The organism is Enterobacter sp. PL_is511, from assembly GCF_055816065.1.
This window is the reverse complement of the sequence record NZ_JBVPGP010000012.1, coordinates 40549-56971: the sequence shown is the minus strand read 5'-3', so window position 1 is coordinate 56971 and position 16423 is coordinate 40549. Positions and strand designations below refer to the sequence as shown.

At 55.8% G+C, this 16423-nt stretch carries 17 protein-coding genes; 9 read left to right on the top strand and 8 right to left on the bottom strand.

The genetic code is table 11. The annotated features are described in order from the left end of the window. Positions 1 to 2 precede the first annotated feature (2 nt). A complete protein-coding gene (gene rraA / locus AC0TN7_RS01170; RefSeq protein WP_023309687.1) occupies positions 3 to 488 on the top strand; it encodes a ribonuclease E activity regulator RraA in 486 nt (161 codons plus the stop codon). A 567-nt stretch (positions 489 to 1055) separates the two neighbouring features. Here rraA and zapB read toward each other — a convergent pair. Then, complete coding sequence (zapB, locus tag AC0TN7_RS01165) at positions 1056 to 1295, bottom strand: septal ring assembly protein ZapB (RefSeq protein ID WP_010436935.1); 240 nt, start codon at positions 1293 to 1295, stop codon at positions 1056 to 1058. Between the two features lie 410 nt (positions 1296 to 1705). Here zapB and AC0TN7_RS01160 point away from each other — a divergent pair, with 410 nt between their 5' ends. The 4 genes from AC0TN7_RS01160 (at position 1706) to fpr (ending at position 6023) form a co-directional block, all read left to right on the top strand. Continuing rightward, positions 1706 to 2551 (top strand): MIP/aquaporin family protein, encoded by an 846-nt coding sequence (locus tag AC0TN7_RS01160; RefSeq protein ID WP_014885705.1) that lies wholly within the window; start codon positions 1706 to 1708, stop codon positions 2549 to 2551. A gap of 21 nt (positions 2552 to 2572) precedes the next feature. Then, the gene (gene glpK, locus AC0TN7_RS01155) at positions 2573 to 4081 is read left to right on the top strand and encodes a glycerol kinase GlpK (RefSeq protein ID WP_014885706.1); all 1509 of its coding nucleotides are present in this window, start codon (positions 2573 to 2575) and stop codon (positions 4079 to 4081) included. 88 nt (positions 4082 to 4169) lie between these two features. Next, positions 4170 to 5180 carry a class II fructose-bisphosphatase gene (gene glpX, locus AC0TN7_RS01150; protein ID WP_032662725.1) on the top strand — a complete coding sequence of 337 codons (1011 nt, stop codon included), beginning with the start codon at positions 4170 to 4172 and terminating at the stop codon, positions 5178 to 5180. Between the two features lie 96 nt (positions 5181 to 5276). Next, positions 5277 to 6023 (top strand): ferredoxin--NADP(+) reductase, encoded by a 747-nt coding sequence (fpr, locus tag AC0TN7_RS01145; RefSeq protein WP_061716293.1) that lies wholly within the window; start codon positions 5277 to 5279, stop codon positions 6021 to 6023. Here fpr and AC0TN7_RS01140 read toward each other — a convergent pair whose 3' ends face one another. After that, positions 6024 to 6443: a DUF805 domain-containing protein gene (locus AC0TN7_RS01140; protein WP_023333860.1), complete on the bottom strand. Its 420-nt coding sequence runs from the start codon at positions 6441 to 6443 to the stop codon at positions 6024 to 6026. A 112-nt stretch (positions 6444 to 6555) separates the two neighbouring features. Here AC0TN7_RS01140 and AC0TN7_RS01135 point away from each other — a divergent pair, with 112 nt between their 5' ends. Together AC0TN7_RS01135 and tpiA are read left to right on the top strand one after the other, a co-directional pair. Then, entirely contained in the window at positions 6556 to 7152 is a 597-nt protein-coding gene (locus AC0TN7_RS01135; protein ID WP_061716292.1) for a DUF1454 family protein, read from the top strand. A gap of 111 nt (positions 7153 to 7263) precedes the next feature. After that, the gene (gene tpiA, locus AC0TN7_RS01130; RefSeq protein ID WP_014172206.1) at positions 7264 to 8031 is read left to right on the top strand and encodes a triose-phosphate isomerase; all 768 of its coding nucleotides are present in this window, start codon (positions 7264 to 7266) and stop codon (positions 8029 to 8031) included. A 48-nt stretch (positions 8032 to 8079) separates the two neighbouring features. Here tpiA and AC0TN7_RS01125 read toward each other — a convergent pair whose 3' ends face one another. From AC0TN7_RS01125 to cpxP, 6 genes are all read right to left on the bottom strand, one after another. Continuing rightward, positions 8080 to 9384: an SLC13 family permease gene (locus AC0TN7_RS01125; RefSeq protein ID WP_024909196.1), complete on the bottom strand. Its 1305-nt coding sequence runs from the start codon at positions 9382 to 9384 to the stop codon at positions 8080 to 8082. A gap of 73 nt (positions 9385 to 9457) precedes the next feature. Beyond that, positions 9458 to 10201 (bottom strand): CDP-diacylglycerol diphosphatase, encoded by a 744-nt coding sequence (locus AC0TN7_RS01120; protein WP_473701772.1) that lies wholly within the window; start codon positions 10199 to 10201, stop codon positions 9458 to 9460. Positions 10202 to 10309: 108 nt separating this feature from the next. Beyond that, positions 10310 to 11299 (bottom strand): sulfate ABC transporter substrate-binding protein, encoded by a 990-nt coding sequence (locus tag AC0TN7_RS01115; RefSeq protein ID WP_473701771.1) that lies wholly within the window; start codon positions 11297 to 11299, stop codon positions 10310 to 10312. A 210-nt stretch (positions 11300 to 11509) separates the two neighbouring features. Beyond that, complete coding sequence (gene pfkA, locus AC0TN7_RS01110; protein WP_023309696.1) at positions 11510 to 12472, bottom strand: 6-phosphofructokinase; 963 nt, start codon at positions 12470 to 12472, stop codon at positions 11510 to 11512. A 174-nt stretch (positions 12473 to 12646) separates the two neighbouring features. Continuing rightward, a complete protein-coding gene (gene fieF / locus AC0TN7_RS01105) occupies positions 12647 to 13540 on the bottom strand; it encodes a CDF family cation-efflux transporter FieF (RefSeq protein ID WP_473701770.1) in 894 nt (297 codons plus the stop codon). A 153-nt stretch (positions 13541 to 13693) separates the two neighbouring features. Further along, entirely contained in the window at positions 13694 to 14200 is a 507-nt protein-coding gene (cpxP, locus tag AC0TN7_RS01100; protein ID WP_045909112.1) for a cell-envelope stress modulator CpxP, read from the bottom strand. 150 nt (positions 14201 to 14350) lie between these two features. On the opposite strand from cpxP, the gene cpxR reads away from it, so the two are divergent. Together cpxR and cpxA are read left to right on the top strand one after the other, a co-directional pair. After that, entirely contained in the window at positions 14351 to 15049 is a 699-nt protein-coding gene (gene cpxR, locus AC0TN7_RS01095) for an envelope stress response regulator transcription factor CpxR (RefSeq protein WP_006179159.1), read from the top strand. After that, positions 15046 to 16419 (top strand): envelope stress sensor histidine kinase CpxA, encoded by a 1374-nt coding sequence (cpxA, locus tag AC0TN7_RS01090; RefSeq protein WP_014885717.1) that lies wholly within the window; start codon positions 15046 to 15048, stop codon positions 16417 to 16419. Before cpxR ends, cpxA begins: the two co-directional genes overlap by 4 nt. Positions 16420 to 16423 lie beyond the last annotated feature (4 nt).

The following is a 16423-nucleotide window of genomic DNA, read 5'->3' as shown; positions in this document are numbered from 1 at the left end:
CTATGAAATACGATACCTCCGAGCTTTGTGACATCTACCAGGAAGATGTCAACGTCGTTGAACCGCTGTTCTCCAACTTTGGTGGGCGGTCGTCGTTTGGCGGACAGATCGTCACGGTGAAATGTTTCGAGGACAACGGGTTGCTGTACGATCTGCTCGAACAGAACGGCCGCGGCCGCGTACTGGTGGTCGATGGCGGCGGTTCCGTGCGCCGTGCATTGATTGATGCTGAGTTGGCCGGCATTGCCGTGCAGAACGAGTGGGAAGGCCTTGTGGTATACGGCTCCGTGCGCCAGGTGGACGATCTGGAAGACCTGGATATCGGGATTCAGGCCATCGCGGCCATACCGGTAGGGGCGGCGGGTGACGGCATCGGCGAAAGCGACGTGCGCGTTAACTTCGGCGGCGTGACCTTCTTCTCCGGCGACCATCTCTACGCCGATAATACCGGCATTATCCTTTCCGAAGATCCGCTGGATATCGAGTAGTAAAACCGTAAGCGTGAACCATAAAAAAACCGCCAGCAGCAATGTGGCGGTTTTTTTTGTCCCTCGGGATTCGCGGTCCGTTGGGAAGTTTTGCAACCTTTAACCAGGATTTTTATCTTACCCTGGTTCAAATCTCAGGTAACCCCATCGACCCTTTATAAATTCCTAATTAACTATTAAAACCTTAACTACGCTGCTGCTGCTCATTATGATGCATCGTCCCTTTCCGCCATCTCGCACATGGGCATCGGTCCAGGGAAAGGTGTATTCACAACCGTAAAGCAACCTTTAACCGGGCTTGTGTCCACCGACTTATCACCGGTGGTGAACGGTGGAGCGGTTAGCTGCAGGGACCGCATAATGAAACGCTATTTATGTATCGCGTTCATTGTCGCCAGCGTACTCGTTGTAAAGAGTGATGAACCGAATGTGTTCGTTGCTTTTGCTATGACAGCGCAGGACAAGTAGCGTTAAGGCCGCCTCTGGCGGCCTTTTTTATAACTGGCATAAAAAAAGCCGGGTAGCGGCATCGCCTTACCCGGCCTGTTCAGTTCATCCCAATGGGAATCAGACTTCTTCCATACGTCCCAGCAGCGCCTGCAGGCGATCCTGCCAGCCGTTCTGCTGTTCGCGCAGCTGGTTGTTTTCGCGCTCCAGTTCTTCACGGCCGTGCTGCGCGTTCTGAACTTCCTGCGCCAGGCTGTTGTTCTTCTCTTTCAGCTCTTCAATTTCCATCTGCAGCAGGGTGATGGTGTCAATCGCCTGCTGTACTTTCGATTCCAGTTTCTCAAACACTTCTAAAGACATGATGCTACCTCTCCTGAATTGCAAGGCGACGCTTTAACATAAACGCGCACGACATATACCGTCGATTGTATGGAGCGCGGCGCTCTGTGTCCAGCGACACACCGCGCAGATCGCGGTTTGCAACACTTTTAGGTCTGGTCCTGGTGCGTTCGCGTCATATACCCCTAAATTGTTAACTGATTCGTTAATGAAATGATTCAGCTCACATTCCTGTACCGATCCTGCACTGCTGCAAAAATGTGCTTTATGGCGCGAAAACGCTCATTTTATTGACGCAGACCACACATTTTGATTTCGATATTTCTCGTTTTTGCTCGTTAACGATAAATTAACACTATGTCTACAGGGCATCGTGGCTGTCACGGGCGGCCATGCTAACAATAAACATCAATTTCTTCAGGATTCCGATTATGAGTCAGACATCAACCTTAAAAGGCCAGTGCATTGCCGAGTTCCTTGGTACCGGGTTGTTGATATTCTTCGGAGTGGGCTGTGTCGCTGCACTGAAAGTGGCGGGTGCCAGTTTTGGTCAGTGGGAAATCAGTATCATCTGGGGTCTGGGCGTGGCGATGGCCATCTACCTGACCGCAGGGGTGTCTGGTGCACATCTTAACCCGGCGGTGACAATCGCACTGTGGCTGTTCGCGTGCTTCGACGGACGCAAAGTTGTTCCTTTCATTCTTTCTCAGTTTGCCGGCGCGTTTTGCGCAGCGGCGTTAGTTTACGGGCTTTATTACAATCTTTTCATCGACTTCGAACAGACGCATCATATGGTACGCGGCAGCGTCGAAAGTCTGGATCTGGCAGGCATCTTCTCAACCTACCCAAACCCGCATATCAATTTTGTGCAGGCGTTCGCAGTTGAAATGGTGATTACCGCTATTCTGATGGGCGTTATCCTGGCGCTGACCGACGACGGAAACGGCATTCCGCGCGGCCCGCTGGCCCCCCTGCTGATTGGCCTGCTGATTGCTGTGATTGGCGCCTCCATGGGCCCGCTGACCGGCTTCGCGATGAACCCGGCACGTGATATCGGACCAAAAGCGTTCGCCTTTATCGCAGGCTGGGGCGACGTCGCCTTCACCGGCGGCAAAGACATTCCTTACTTCCTGGTACCGCTGTTTGCGCCGGTTGTCGGGGCTGCGCTGGGTGCGTTTAGCTACCGCAAATTAATTGGTCGCCATTTACCGTGCGACACCTGTGTGGAAGAGGAGAAGGAAACGACTTCTACCGCACAACAAAAAGCTTCGCTGTAATCTGACTACGGGACACATACCATGACCGAAAAAAAATATATCGTTGCGCTCGACCAGGGCACTACCAGCTCCCGCGCTGTCGTAATGGATCATGACGCGAACATCGTCAGCGTGTCACAGCGCGAATTTGAGCAAATTTATCCTCGTCCAGGCTGGGTAGAACACGACCCGATGGAGATCTGGGCGTCACAAAGCTCCACGCTGGTCGAAGTGCTGGCGAAAGCCGATATCAGTTCCGACGAGATTGCCGCGATTGGTATCACTAACCAGCGTGAAACGACGATTGTCTGGGAACGTGAAACCGGTAAGCCTATTTACAACGCCATCGTCTGGCAGTGCCGCCGTACCTCTGAGATCTGCGAACAGCTTAAGCGCGACGGCATGGAAGAGTACGTGCGCAGCGCCACCGGCCTGGTGGTTGACCCGTATTTCTCCGGCACCAAAGTGAAATGGATCCTCGACCATGTGGAAGGTTCACGCGAGCGTGCTAAACGCGGCGAGCTGCTGTTCGGTACCGTTGACACCTGGCTTATCTGGAAGATGACCCAGGGACGCGTTCACGTCACCGACTACACCAACGCCTCGCGCACCATGCTGTTCAACATCAACACCCTGGAGTGGGATGACAAGATGCTGGACGCGCTGGATATCCCACGCGCGATGCTGCCTGAAGTGCGCAAGTCTTCAGAAGTGTACGGTCAGACCAACATCGGCGGTAAAGGCGGCACCCGTATTCCTATCGCCGGTATCGCCGGTGACCAGCAGGCGGCGCTGTTCGGCCAGCTATGCGTCAAAGAAGGGATGGCGAAGAACACCTACGGCACCGGCTGCTTTATGCTGATGAACACCGGCGAGAAAGCGGTGAAATCAGAAAACGGCCTGCTGACTACCATCGCCTGCGGCCCGCGCGGCGAAGTGAACTATGCCCTGGAAGGTGCGGTGTTCATGGCCGGCGCGTCTATCCAGTGGCTGCGCGACGAGATGAAGCTGATCAGCGATGCGTTCGATTCCGAGTACTTCGCGACCAAAGTGAAAGACACCAACGGCGTGTACGTGGTACCTGCGTTCACCGGTCTGGGCGCACCGTACTGGGATCCGTATGCACGCGGCGCGATTTTCGGCCTGACGCGCGGTGTGAACTCTAACCACATTATTCGCGCCACCCTGGAATCCATCGCCTACCAGACGCGCGACGTGCTGGAAGCGATGCAGGCTGACTCCGGCATTCGTCTGCACGCCCTGCGCGTGGACGGCGGTGCGGTCGCGAATAACTTCCTGATGCAGTTCCAGTCCGACATTCTGGGCACTCGCGTTGAGCGTCCTGAAGTGCGTGAAGTGACGGCGCTGGGCGCGGCGTATCTTGCCGGTCTGGCGGTAGGCTTCTGGCAGAACCTGGACGAGCTGCAGGAAAAAGCGGTGATCGAACGCGAATTCCGCCCGGGCATTGAAACCACCGAGCGTAACTTCCGCTACAGCGGCTGGAAGAAAGCGGTGAAACGCGCCCTGGCGTGGGAAGAGCACGACGAGTAAGCCCCCCAAAGGGGAGAGGGGACTTAAAACCCCCCTCCCCACTCTGTGATAAACTTCGTGCAATTCCTTTTGATTGCACGAGTACCTCATGAAACGTGAACTTGCTATCGAGTTTTCCCGCGTCACCGAAGCGGCCGCCCTTGCAGGCTATAAATGGCTGGGTCGTGGCGACAAAAATACCGCAGACGGCGCAGCCGTCCATGCCATGCGCATTGTCCTTAACCAGGTCAACATCGACGGCACCATCGTGATCGGCGAAGGCGAGATCGACGAAGCGCCAATGCTCTATATTGGTGAAAAAGTCGGTACCGGCAAAGGCGATGCCGTGGATATCGCCGTCGACCCGATCGAAGGTACGCGCATGACGGCAATGGGTCAGGCCAATGCCCTGGCAGTGCTGGCCGTGGGCGATAAGGGCTGCTTCCTTAACGCGCCGGATATGTACATGGAAAAGCTGATTGTCGGGCCTGGCGCAAAGGGCGCAATCGACCTCAGCCTGCCGCTGGAAGAGAATCTGCACAACATCGCCAAAGCCCTGGGCAAACCCCTTAGCGAACTGACCGTGACGATTCTGGCCAAACCGCGCCACGACGCCACCATCGCGCAGATGCAAAAGCTCGGCGTGCGCGTGTTTGCTATTCCTGACGGTGACGTTGCCGCCTCAATCCTGACCTGCATGCCGGACAGCGAAGTAGACGTGCTTTACGGCATCGGCGGCGCGCCGGAAGGTGTCGTCTCTGCGGCAGTGATCCGCGCGCTGGACGGCGACATGCAGGCCCGTCTGCTCCCCCGCCATGAGGTGAAAGGCGACAGCGAAGAGAACCGCCGTATCGGAGAAAACGAGCTGGCGCGCTGCGAAGCGATGGGCATCGAGGCCAATAAAGTGCTGGCTCTGGACGAGATGGCCCGTAGCGACAACGTTGTCTTCTCCGCGACCGGCATCACCAAAGGCGATCTGCTGGACGGTATCACCCGCAAGGGCAATATGGCGACCACCGAAACGCTGCTGATCCGCGGTAAATCGCGGACCATTCGCCGCATCCAGTCTATCCACTATCTCGACCGCAAAGACCCGGACGTACAGACGCACATTCTGTAAAACCGTTTGATCGATAGAGCTTTCCGGCCCTGATGGGCTGGAAATTGTCACCACAAGTACGGAAGATAGAACAGAGAAACAGCACAGGAGAAGATCATGGCGGACTGGGTAACAGGTAAAGTCACGAAAATAGAGTTCTGGACCGATGCGCTATTTAGTCTCACCGTCCATGCTCCCGTCCACCCGTTTAAAGCCGGGCAATTCGCCAAGCTGGGGCTGGATGTCGACGGCGAGCGCGTGCAGCGCGCCTACTCTTACGTTAACGCGCCTGATAACCCGGATCTCGAGTTCTATCTGGTCACCGTTCCGGACGGTAAGCTCAGCCCGCGTCTTGCCGCCCTCAAGCCCGGCGACGACGTGCAAATTGTAAGTGAAGCGGCAGGCTTCTTTGTGCTCGAAGAGATCCCTGATTGTGACACGCTCTGGATGCTGGCAACCGGCACGGCCATCGGCCCTTATCTCTCTATTTTGCAGTACGGCAAAGATCTGGAGCGCTTTAAAAACATCGTGCTGGTGCACGCTGCGCGCTACGCTGCAGACCTGAGCTACCTGCCGCAGATGCAGGCGCTGGAACAGCAGTACGGCGGAAAGTTAAAGATTCAGACGGTGGTCAGCCGCGAAACCGTAGCAGGAGCGCTTACCGGTCGCGTGCCGGCGTTAATTGAGAGTGGAGCCCTGGAAGACGCGGTGGGTTTGCCGCTGAACGCTGAAACCAGCCACGTCATGCTGTGTGGCAATCCGCAGATGGTTCGCGACACGCAGCAGCTTCTGAAGGATACCCGGCAGATGACGAAACATCTTCGCCGCCGGCCGGGCCATATGACCGCCGAACACTACTGGTGATCAGCGGTACTTCACCTCAACGGTATCTTTACCGTATTTGTTTTCGCTCTGGGTGCCAATAAACGCGCCCAGATCGACAATCATCATCACGAAGATGACCGACGGCAGCAGCCTGCCCACGACCCACGGCAGGATGGACGGCAGCATCGCCCAGTTTCCCGCCACCAGCATCCACGCCAGAATAATCAGAAATGCCCACGCGCCGGAACGTCCGCGATCGTGCAGCCGTTTCACGACGACAGCCGCCGTTGGCCATAGCAGACAGACCAGCGCGAAGGCCGCCGTTTGCGTGCTTAGCCATGCGTTATAGGCAACGAAAAACAGAAGCAGCATGGCGACAATCCACGTCACCATCCAGATCCAGAAATCACGGCGTCCAATACGCCCTTTGAACGAAAACAGCCACTGCTGTATGGTCATGTAAGGTTCCTTATTATCGTATAGCGCGCATTTTACCCTGGAGTTGTGACCTTTTGACAAGCCGACCAGATATCGTTTTAATCATGAGCACTTACGGCCAGGGGCAATGTTGATGAAAAGTTCGGCACGTTCTCTCTTCCTGTGTTTAGCGCTGCTCAGCGTGGGTTATCCCCTGCACGCCGCCGAAAGCACTGCCCCGACCACAGCTCCGTATCTGCTGGCGGGCGCGCCGTCGTTCGATCAGTCCATTAGCCAGTTTCGTGAAACCTTCAATCAGGCCAACCCTACGCTGCCGCTGGATGAGTTTCGTGCCATCGATGGCCCCCGCGACACGCCTACCCTGACCCGTGCGGCAAGCAAGATTAACGAGAATTTGTATGCCTCCACGGCGCTGGAGCGCGGGACGTTAAAAATCAAAAGCATGCAAATCACCTGGCTGCCAATACAGGGGCCAGAGCAGAAAGCCGCTAAGGCGAAAGCGCTGGAGTACATGAGCGCGGTATTGCAGGCCTTTACTCCGGCACTGACGAAAAAACAAAGTCAGCAAAAGCTGCAAAAACTCCTTACCGCCGGGAAAAACAAGCGTTACTACGCCGATACCGAAGGCGCGATCCGCTATGTTGTAGCGGACAACGGCGAAAAAGGACTGACCTTCGCTGTTGAACCGATTAAGCTGGCACTATCTGACACTCTCGACGGGGCGAATTAATGACAAAAAGCAAAGCCTTTCGAGGGAAAATCTCTATACTGATTCACAGACCATGCTGCCCGACAGGGTGGCCATATTCCTTAATTCGCTTATTGAGCGTGGAGAATTGAAATGCGACATCCTTTAGTGATGGGTAACTGGAAACTGAACGGCAGCCGCCACATGGTAAACGAACTGGTTGCGAACCTGCGTAAAGAGCTGGCTGGCGTGACGGGCTGCGCGGTTGCTATCGCTCCGCCGGATATGTACCTGGATCTGGCTAAACACGCCGCTGACGGCAGCCACATCATTCTGGGCGCGCAGAACGTTGACGTTAACCTGTCTGGCGCGTTCACCGGTGAAACCTCCGCTGAAATGCTGAAAGATATCGGCGCGAAATACATCATCATCGGCCACTCCGAGCGTCGCACCTATCACAAAGAATCTGACGAGTTCATCGCGAAGAAATTCGCCGTGCTGAAAGAGCAGGGTCTGATCCCGGTTCTGTGCATCGGTGAAACCGAAGCAGAAAACGAAGCGGGCAAAACCGAAGAAGTGTGCGCACGTCAGATCGACGCCGTGCTGAAAACCCAGGGCGCGGCAGCGTTCGAAGGCGCGGTTATCGCTTACGAGCCAGTCTGGGCGATCGGTACCGGCAAATCAGCAACCCCTGCGCAGGCTCAGGCGGTTCACAAATTCATCCGTGACCACATTGCGAAAGCTGACGCCAAAGTCGCTGAGCAAGTGATCATCCAGTACGGCGGTTCCGTAAACGCCTCCAACGCTGCTGAGCTGTTCACCCAGCCAGACATCGATGGCGCACTGGTTGGCGGTGCATCCCTGAAAGCGGACGCTTTCGCGGTGATCGTTAAAGCGGCAGAAGCGGCTAAACAGGCGTAATTGCCTTTGTGGCGGGTGGCGCTTGCGCTTACCCGCCCTACAAAAACGCTACAACTTACCTAACACGCTAAACCACAGATAATCCAGCGGCAGCAGCACCAGATAAGTTGCCACCGCCAGCGCCAGACAAAGCACCATCCCCGCCCTTGCAGGCACCTTCCCGAGCCCCATCGCCACCACAATCGGCGACGCCTGATACGGCAGCAGCGGCGTAGAATAGCCCAGCACCTGAATCATGATCACCGACAGCAGCGGGAAGCCGGTCGCGTCCGAGAAGCTCTGCGCCAGGGTGGTGTAAAGCGCCGGCACGCCGTTGGCGGTCATAATGAAGTTGAGTGCGGTGGTAATACCGGTCAGCGCCAGGAAACTGGTGAACGGTCGGTCTGCATCCAGAGGCATAATGCGGAGCAACGCCTCGCCCACCGCCGTTCCGATGCCGGTTTGGGTCACGACGATCGCCAGCCCCAAAATACCGGCAACGTAGATACAGGTGCGCATATTCACCCCCGCAGAAAACTCCTCCCCGGTGATAAAACCTATACGCGGTAGCATAACGATGATCGACGCCGCCAGCCCCGTCCACGCGGGTCCCACGCCGTGCCAGCTCTCCGTCACCCACATCCCCAGCACCACCGCCAGCAGCCAGGCGAGACGCTTTTCGTCCCGCCCCATAGGCTCAGACGGCGCCTGTTCCTTCGGCGGTTTCGGGCTACCGGGAAATAGCCAGCAGATCAGGCCAATCAGGATCAGGCCTTTGAGAATGCCCAGCACCGGCGTGTGCAGCAGCAGATACGGGACATAGTTCAGATGGATGCCGTACGAGCCTTCCGCCGCACCGCTCATCACCAGATTAGGGACGTTAGCGGGCAGAATCGTCGCCGAAAGCTGGAAAGTCCCGAACCCTACCGCCAGCGCCAGACCAAACCAGGCGCGGGAGCCGTCGGCGATACCGGCGCGTTTTGCCATCGCCGCGACAATCGGCATCAGCAGCGCAATACGTCCCATGTTCGACGGCATCACAAACGCCAGCGCATAGCTCAGCAGCACCACGCTCGCTACCATTAATACCCAGGAGTCGGTGAGCTTTGACGACAGCGCCCGGGCGGCCCTGTCCGCCAGTCCGGTTTTACGGATCGCCACGCCGAGCACAAAGCCGCTGAATACCAGCCAGAAAGCCGACGAGGCAAAACCGCCGAAGATGACCTCCGGCGGGGCGATTCTGGCGGTCATCGCCGCCGTGAAGAACAGCAGCGCGGTGATGAATTCCGGCAATAACGACGTCGCCCACAGAACGATGGTGACGCCAACAATCAGTGAGGGTAGCAGCAGAGGATACGTTAACCAGAGCGACATACCTGTCTCCTGTAGAATTTTTCAGCAAGTCTACGGTGACAGGCAGCCCGAGTAAACGCGATTTATGGTGGGGTTACTTCAGGATAGCGCATTGATGATCCTGCAATTCCTCTGCCGACGCGCGGTTGAGCATCAACAGATTGCGCTCGGTCGCCAGCAACACAAACGAGCCATCCGACTGCTGCGCCATCGCCAGGGCAAAGCGCCCCATATGGTCGCGCGCTTCCGGCAGCTCTTCAGCCAGCATTATGAACGGGCTGCGCTGCACCAGTTCATTTTCCGTCACCCGGCGAGCAAGATACTCATGTCCTTCCAGCCCTCCGGGAAGAGGCAGCCACTGGGTGCTGATTTCTCCCTGTGCCGCGTTGAGCTTCTCGCGCACGTCCGGGCGCAGGCAGGAGATATGAATATGGAAATGGTTCTGCGTGCGCCCTGTCGGCGAGTTAATCGTCAGCGAAATGGCGCTGTCAGGCACCTCGGAGCCGCGCTTCAGAGTCATAAAGCTGCGCGACTGCCAGGCCAGCCAGAAAAAGTTCGGCGTGTGCGCTTCGGTCAAAAGCGGGCTTTCGGTGCCGTTGATGCGGTAGGTTGGCATCAGCAGGTACTGCAGCGGCCCGTTGCGATCTTTAAACACCACGTAGCCTGCGTCCGTTTTCACCTGCGCACACGGTGCCGGGTTACGGTTCTGGATCTGATTCGGCACACACTGGTCGAGAACGATATGTCGCAACGCATTCGGATTACCCACCTTCATCCAGTACCAGCCGCCTGCGGCAAGGGCGATGACAATGAGGAGCAATAAGATAATTTTTTTCACAACGCGTTCCCTGTTTTCAATAGAGGCAAAAGAGTAACGCAAAATGATGACCAAATAAAAAACCCGGCGGATTTCTCACGCCGGGTCACCGTGTCATGGGCTAAGGGGTTAGCGCTGGCTGATCTGGTCGAAGGTGCCGCCGTTAGAGAAGTGCTCTTTCTGCGCTTTGGTCCAGCCACCGAACTCGTCATCAATGGTGAAGAGTTTCAGTTTAGGGAATACGCTTTCGTATTTCTTCGCAACGGCCGGATCGCGTGGACGATAGAAGTTTTTCGCCGCAATTTCCTGGCCTTCTGGCGAGTACAGATACTTCAGGTAGGCTTCTGCTACCGCTTTGGTGCCTTTCTTCTCAACCACTTTATCGACCACGGAGACGGTTGGCTCAGCCAGAATCGATTCGCTTGGGGTCACGATCTCGAACTTGTCTTTACCCAGTTCATTGGTAGCCAGCAGGGCTTCGTTTTCCCATGCGATCAGCACGTCGCCAATCCCGCGCTCGACGAAGGTGTTGGTGGCGCCACGCGCGCCGGAGTCCAGCACCTCAACGTTTTTATACAGCGCTTTCACGAACTCCTGCGCTTTGGCCTGATCGCCATTGTTATGGTGCAGCGCGTAGCCCCATGCGCCCAGGTAGTTCCAGCGAGCACCGCCAGAGCTTTTCGGGTTAGGCGTGATGACTGACACGCCCGGCTTAATCAGGTCATTCCAGTCATGGATCTGTTTCGGGTTGCCTTTACGTACAAGGAAAACGATGGTCGACGTGTATGGCGCGGAGTTATCCGGAAGGCGTTTGATCCAATTTTTGTCGATACGGCCACGCTCGGCGATCGCGTCAACATCGTAGGCCAGCGCCAGGGTCACCACGTCGGCTTCAATCCCGTTGATAACGGAGGTCGCCTGCTTGCCAGAACCACCGTGAGACTGGCGAACCACGACGTTGTCGCCGGTTTCATGTTTCCAGTGTGCTGCAAACGCTTTGTTGTATTGCTCGTACAGCTCACGCGTCGGGTCGTATGACACGTTCAGTAACTGGATGTCCTTAGCCAGAACGCTGGTCGATGCCAGCAATAATGTTAAACCCACGCCCCATTTATTCATCGCCCAGCTCTCTTGTGTAGTGTTTTGATGAATGCAGCGTGCCAGAAAGCGAATCGAGGATTAAAGAATAAAAAAAGATTGGGTATAACGTAGTGGAATAAAAAAGCGTGTACACATAAAAAAGCCGGGTGGCGGCTTCGCCTTACCCGGCCTACGAACCGTGCTTTTGTAGGCCCGGTAAGCGCAGCGCCACCGGGCAAAAAACGCCGATCAGTACAGTTTTTTCGCGCAGTCCAGCCAGTCACCTTTGAACGGACGCTTCATGTTTTCAATCGCGTCGATGATGTCATGGTGAACCAGTTTTTCGTTCTGAATACCGACGCAGCGGCCGCCGTGACCCTGCAGAAGCAGATCGATAGCGTACGCGCCCATACGAGACGCCAGAATACGGTCGTAAGGGCCTGGGGAACCGCCACGCTGGATGTGACCCAGTACGGTCGCGCGGGTTTCGCGTTTGGTTTCGGCTTCAATGTACTTCGCCAGCTCGTCAACGTCACAGATGTGCTCGGTGATAGCCACGATCGCGTGTTTTTTACCTTTCGCGATGCCCGCTTTGATTTCAGCCACCAGATCTTCACGGCTAAATTCGACTTCTGGCACGACGATAAATTCGCAACCGCCCGCAATGGCTGCCGCCAGGGTCAGGTCGCCGCAGTAACGGCCCATCACTTCAACGATAGAGATACGCTGGTGAGAAGACGAGGTGTCACGCAGACGGTCAATCGCTTCAACAACGGTACCCAGCGCGGTAAAGAAGCCGATAGTGTAGTCAGTACCTTTGATGTCGTTGTCGATGGTGCCCGGCAGACCGATGCACGGGAAACCCATTTCGGTCAGACGTTTTGCACCCATGTAGGAGCCGTCACCACCGATAACCACCAGGGCGTCCAGGCCGCGTTTCTTCATGTTTTCGATAGCCACTTCACGAACGTGTTCATCACGGAATTCCGGGAAGCGCGCAGAACCGAGGAAAGTACCGCCACGGTTGATCATGTCAGACACGCTGTAACGGTCGAGCTGAACCATACGATCTTCATACAGGCCCAGATAACCGTCATAAACGCCAAAAACTTCCAGGCCTTCCGTCAGCGCTGCACGGACAACACCACGAATTGCCGCGTTCATGCCCGGCGCATCACCGCCGCTTGTCAACACACCGATTTTCTTAATCATGACTACCTCTGAACTTAGGAATGCAAAATTGAAATCTGTTGCCGGAAGAAACTTATCGACCAACGAATACTGCAAATAGTATATCAATCCCTTCCAGCTGAATTGATTCAGGTCAGACCAAATGGCGGTAATTTATACACAAAATGCTGGCCTGGCTCACTTTTTTACAACGAATTACGAAAGCCCAACATGACCGGGTACAACCGAGCAGGGATCCTGGTGAATGATGACGTCTGAACCAGGAAAACGCTGCAAAATCGCCTGCTCGACCTGCTCAGCTATCACGTGAGCCTGAACCAGTGGCAGGTTGTCTTCCATTTCAATGTGAATCTGAATAAAGCGGGTCGGCCCTGACTGCCGCGTTCGAAGATCGTGTGCACCGCTGACGCCGGGCCAGGAGGTCACGATAGAAAAAATTTCATTTCGTTCTGAGTCCGGGAGGGCGCGGTCAAGCAGTGATTGCACCGCTTCATACCCCATCCGCAGGGCGCTATATAAAATATAGATACCAATCCCTAACGCAAACAACGCATCGGCCCGATGCCAGCCATACCAGGCCAGACCGAGCGCAATAAGAATAGCCCCATTCATCATAACATCAGATTGATAATGAAGCATATCCGCCCGTACGGCCTGACTTTGCGTTTTGCGAACGACCCAGCGCTGGAACGTTACCAGAACAAGTGTGCATATAAGCGCGACAATCGTCACAACGACGCCGACACCGGGATCGTTCATTGGTGTCGGCGAGACGAGATGCTGAATGCCGGTGAGAAACAGGAACAGCGCGGAACCGGATATAAACATGCTCTGCGCCAGCGCGGCCAGCGACTCCGCTTTGCCGTGCCCAAACGTGTGCTCTTCATCCGCTGGCTGCAGCGAGTAACGCACCACCAGCAGGTTGGTCAGCGAGGCGGCAATATCGACCAGCGAGTCCACCAGCGCCGCCAGAATACTGACCGATCCGGTATACCACCACGCAAAAACCTTAATGACCAGCAAACACGACGCCATGATCGTCGCGGCCATGGCGGCCCGGTTTACCAGTCTTCCATAGGATTGATTCATAAACGCTCCTGTCATGTCATGCCGCTAGTATAACGGAAGCATGTGGAGTCGAAGGATGAATAAACGGTTAACAAATCAGAATGCGGGGCAAAAAAAACCCCCACATCATGTGGGGGAAGACAGGGATGGTGTCTATGGCAAGGAAAACAGGGTTTACTGGTTACTACGGGTACTGCTATTGCTACTGAAAAACGTCGTTTCTGAGCTTCGCTGCATCCGTGCAACCTCACGCAGCTGATCCATACGCTGCTGATGTCTGGTGTTCAAAACCGCTTGCTGCTCGGGCGTTAGCAGGTGGAACATCTGGTTGCGGACCTTCGCCATTTCAACCTGGCGAGCAACCTGTTCCTGTGCCATTTTTTCGGCCTGAGCGCGCACAGCGCTTTCGTCAAAATTTTCTGCGGTGACAAGGCGATGCATTGTCTCCATTTCGCTAACATTAACAGGGGGCTGGTCGTGTCTCGCCCTCTGCATCAGATCTCGCATCTGTTGACGCTGATGTTCGGTTAAACTTATGCCGTCAAACATATGGCTTTGGCTACTGTGCTGCGTTGTGTCCTCTTGTGAGGAACCGTTATCGCTGATGATAGCTACAGCAGCCTGGCTAAACGCACTGAACGCCAGCGTTGAGGCCATGACGGCAGCGGTAACTTTGCGCATCACTTGCTCCCAAAATCTTTCGTGTCGCGATTCAACGAGAGACAGTCTACGATTCAGGCTGCAAACATGCGTCAGGGGGTGTAAAACAACGTAAAGTCATGGATTAGACAGCCTTGATGTCGTAATTTCTGCCTCGGAGGTATTTAAACAATGAATAAAATCCTGTTAGTTGATGATGACCGAGAGCTCACATCCCTTTTAAAGGAGTTGCTCGACATGGAAGGTTTCAACGTCCTGGTTGCCCATGATGGCGAGCAGGCGCTGAGTCTCCTTGACGACAGCATCGATTTACTTTTGCTCGACGTGATGATGCCGAAGAAAAACGGTATTGATACGTTGAAAGAACTTCGCCAGACACACCAGACTCCCGTAATCATGCTGACCGCTCGCGGCAGCGAACTCGATCGCGTACTCGGCCTTGAGCTGGGCGCGGATGACTATTTACCGAAGCCGTTTAACGACCGCGAACTGGTCGCCCGTATTCGCGCGATCCTGCGTCGTTCCCACTGGAGCGAGCAGCAGCAAAATACCGACAACAGCTCACCTACCCTTGAAGTCGACTCCCTGAGCCTGAACCCGGGCCGTCAGGAAGCAAGCTTTGATGGCCAGACGCTGGAACTCACCGGCACGGAGTTCACCCTGCTGTATCTGCTGGCACAGCACCTCGGCCAGGTGGTCTCGCGTGAGCATTTAAGTCAGGAAGTGTTGGGCAAGCGTCTGACCCCGTTTGACCGCGCCATCGACATGCACATCTCTAACCTGCGCCGTAAGCTGCCGGAGCGTAAAGACGGTCACCCATGGTTTAAAACCCTGCGTGGTCGCGGTTATCTGATGGTTTCCGCTTCATGATAGGAAGCTTAACCGCCCGCATCTTCGCCATCTTCTGGCTGACGCTGGCACTAGTTTTAATGCTCGTACTGATGTTGCCAAAACTCGACTCACGCCAGATGACGGAGCTTCTCGACAGCGAGCAACGTCAGGGCGTGATGATCGAGCAGCACGTGGAAGCCGAGCTGGCAAACGACCCGCCGAACGATTTAATGTGGTGGCGCAGATTATTTCGCGCTATCGACAAGTGGGCGCCGCCCGGACAACGCCTGCTGCTGGTGACCAGCGAAGGCCGCGTCATTGGGGCCGATCGCAATGAAATGCAGATTATCCGCAACTTCATTGGCCAGGCGGATAACGCCGATCATCCCCAGAAGAAGAAATATGGCCGCGTAGAAATGGTAGGGCCGTTCTCCGTCAGAGATGGCGAGGATAACTATCAGCTCTACCTGATTCGCCCCGCGAGCAGCTCCCAGTCCGACTTTATCAACCTGCTGTTTGACCGCCCTCTCCTGCTGCTGATTGTTACTATGCTGGTCAGCTCGCCGCTGCTGTTATGGCTGGCGTGGAGCCTGGCAAAACCGGCGCGTAAGCTGAAAAATGCCGCCGATGAAGTGGCGCAGGGTAACCTGCGACAACACCCTGAACTGGAAGCCGGACCGCAGGAATTCCTTGCCGCCGGGACCAGTTTTAACCAGATGGTGAGCGCTCTCGATCGCATGATGACCGCACAACAACGTCTGCTGTCGGATATCTCGCACGAACTGCGTACCCCGCTTACCCGCCTGCAGCTTGGCACCGCGCTGCTGCGCCGCCGCAGCGGTGAGAGCAAAGAGCTGGAGCGTATTGAAACAGAAGCTCACCGCCTGGACAGCATGATCAACGACCTGCTGGTCATGTCGCGCAATCAGCAGAAAAACGCGCTGGTCAGCGAAACGGTGAAAGCCAATCACCTGTGGCACGAGGTGCTGGACAACGCGGCGTTCGAAGCGGAACAGATGGGTAAATCCTTCACCGTCAACTTCCCACCGGGTCCATGGCCGCTGTACGGTAACCCCAACACGCTGGAAAGCGCGCTGGAGAATATCGTGCGTAACGCCCTGCGCTACTCGCACACGAAGATTGAGGTGGCGTTCTCGGTGGATAAAGACGGGATCACCGTCATTGTCGACGACGACGGTCCTGGCGTCAGCCCGGAAGACCGCGAGCAGATTTTCCGTCCGTTCTATCGTACCGATGAGGCGCGCGACCGGGAATCGGGGGGTACGGGGCTGGGCCTGGCGATTGTGGAAACCGCCATGCAGCAGCACCGTGGCTGGGTGAAAGCCGATGACAGTCCGCTGGGTGGATTGCGATTGACCCTCTGGCTGCCGCTGTACAAACGTTCATGACGCC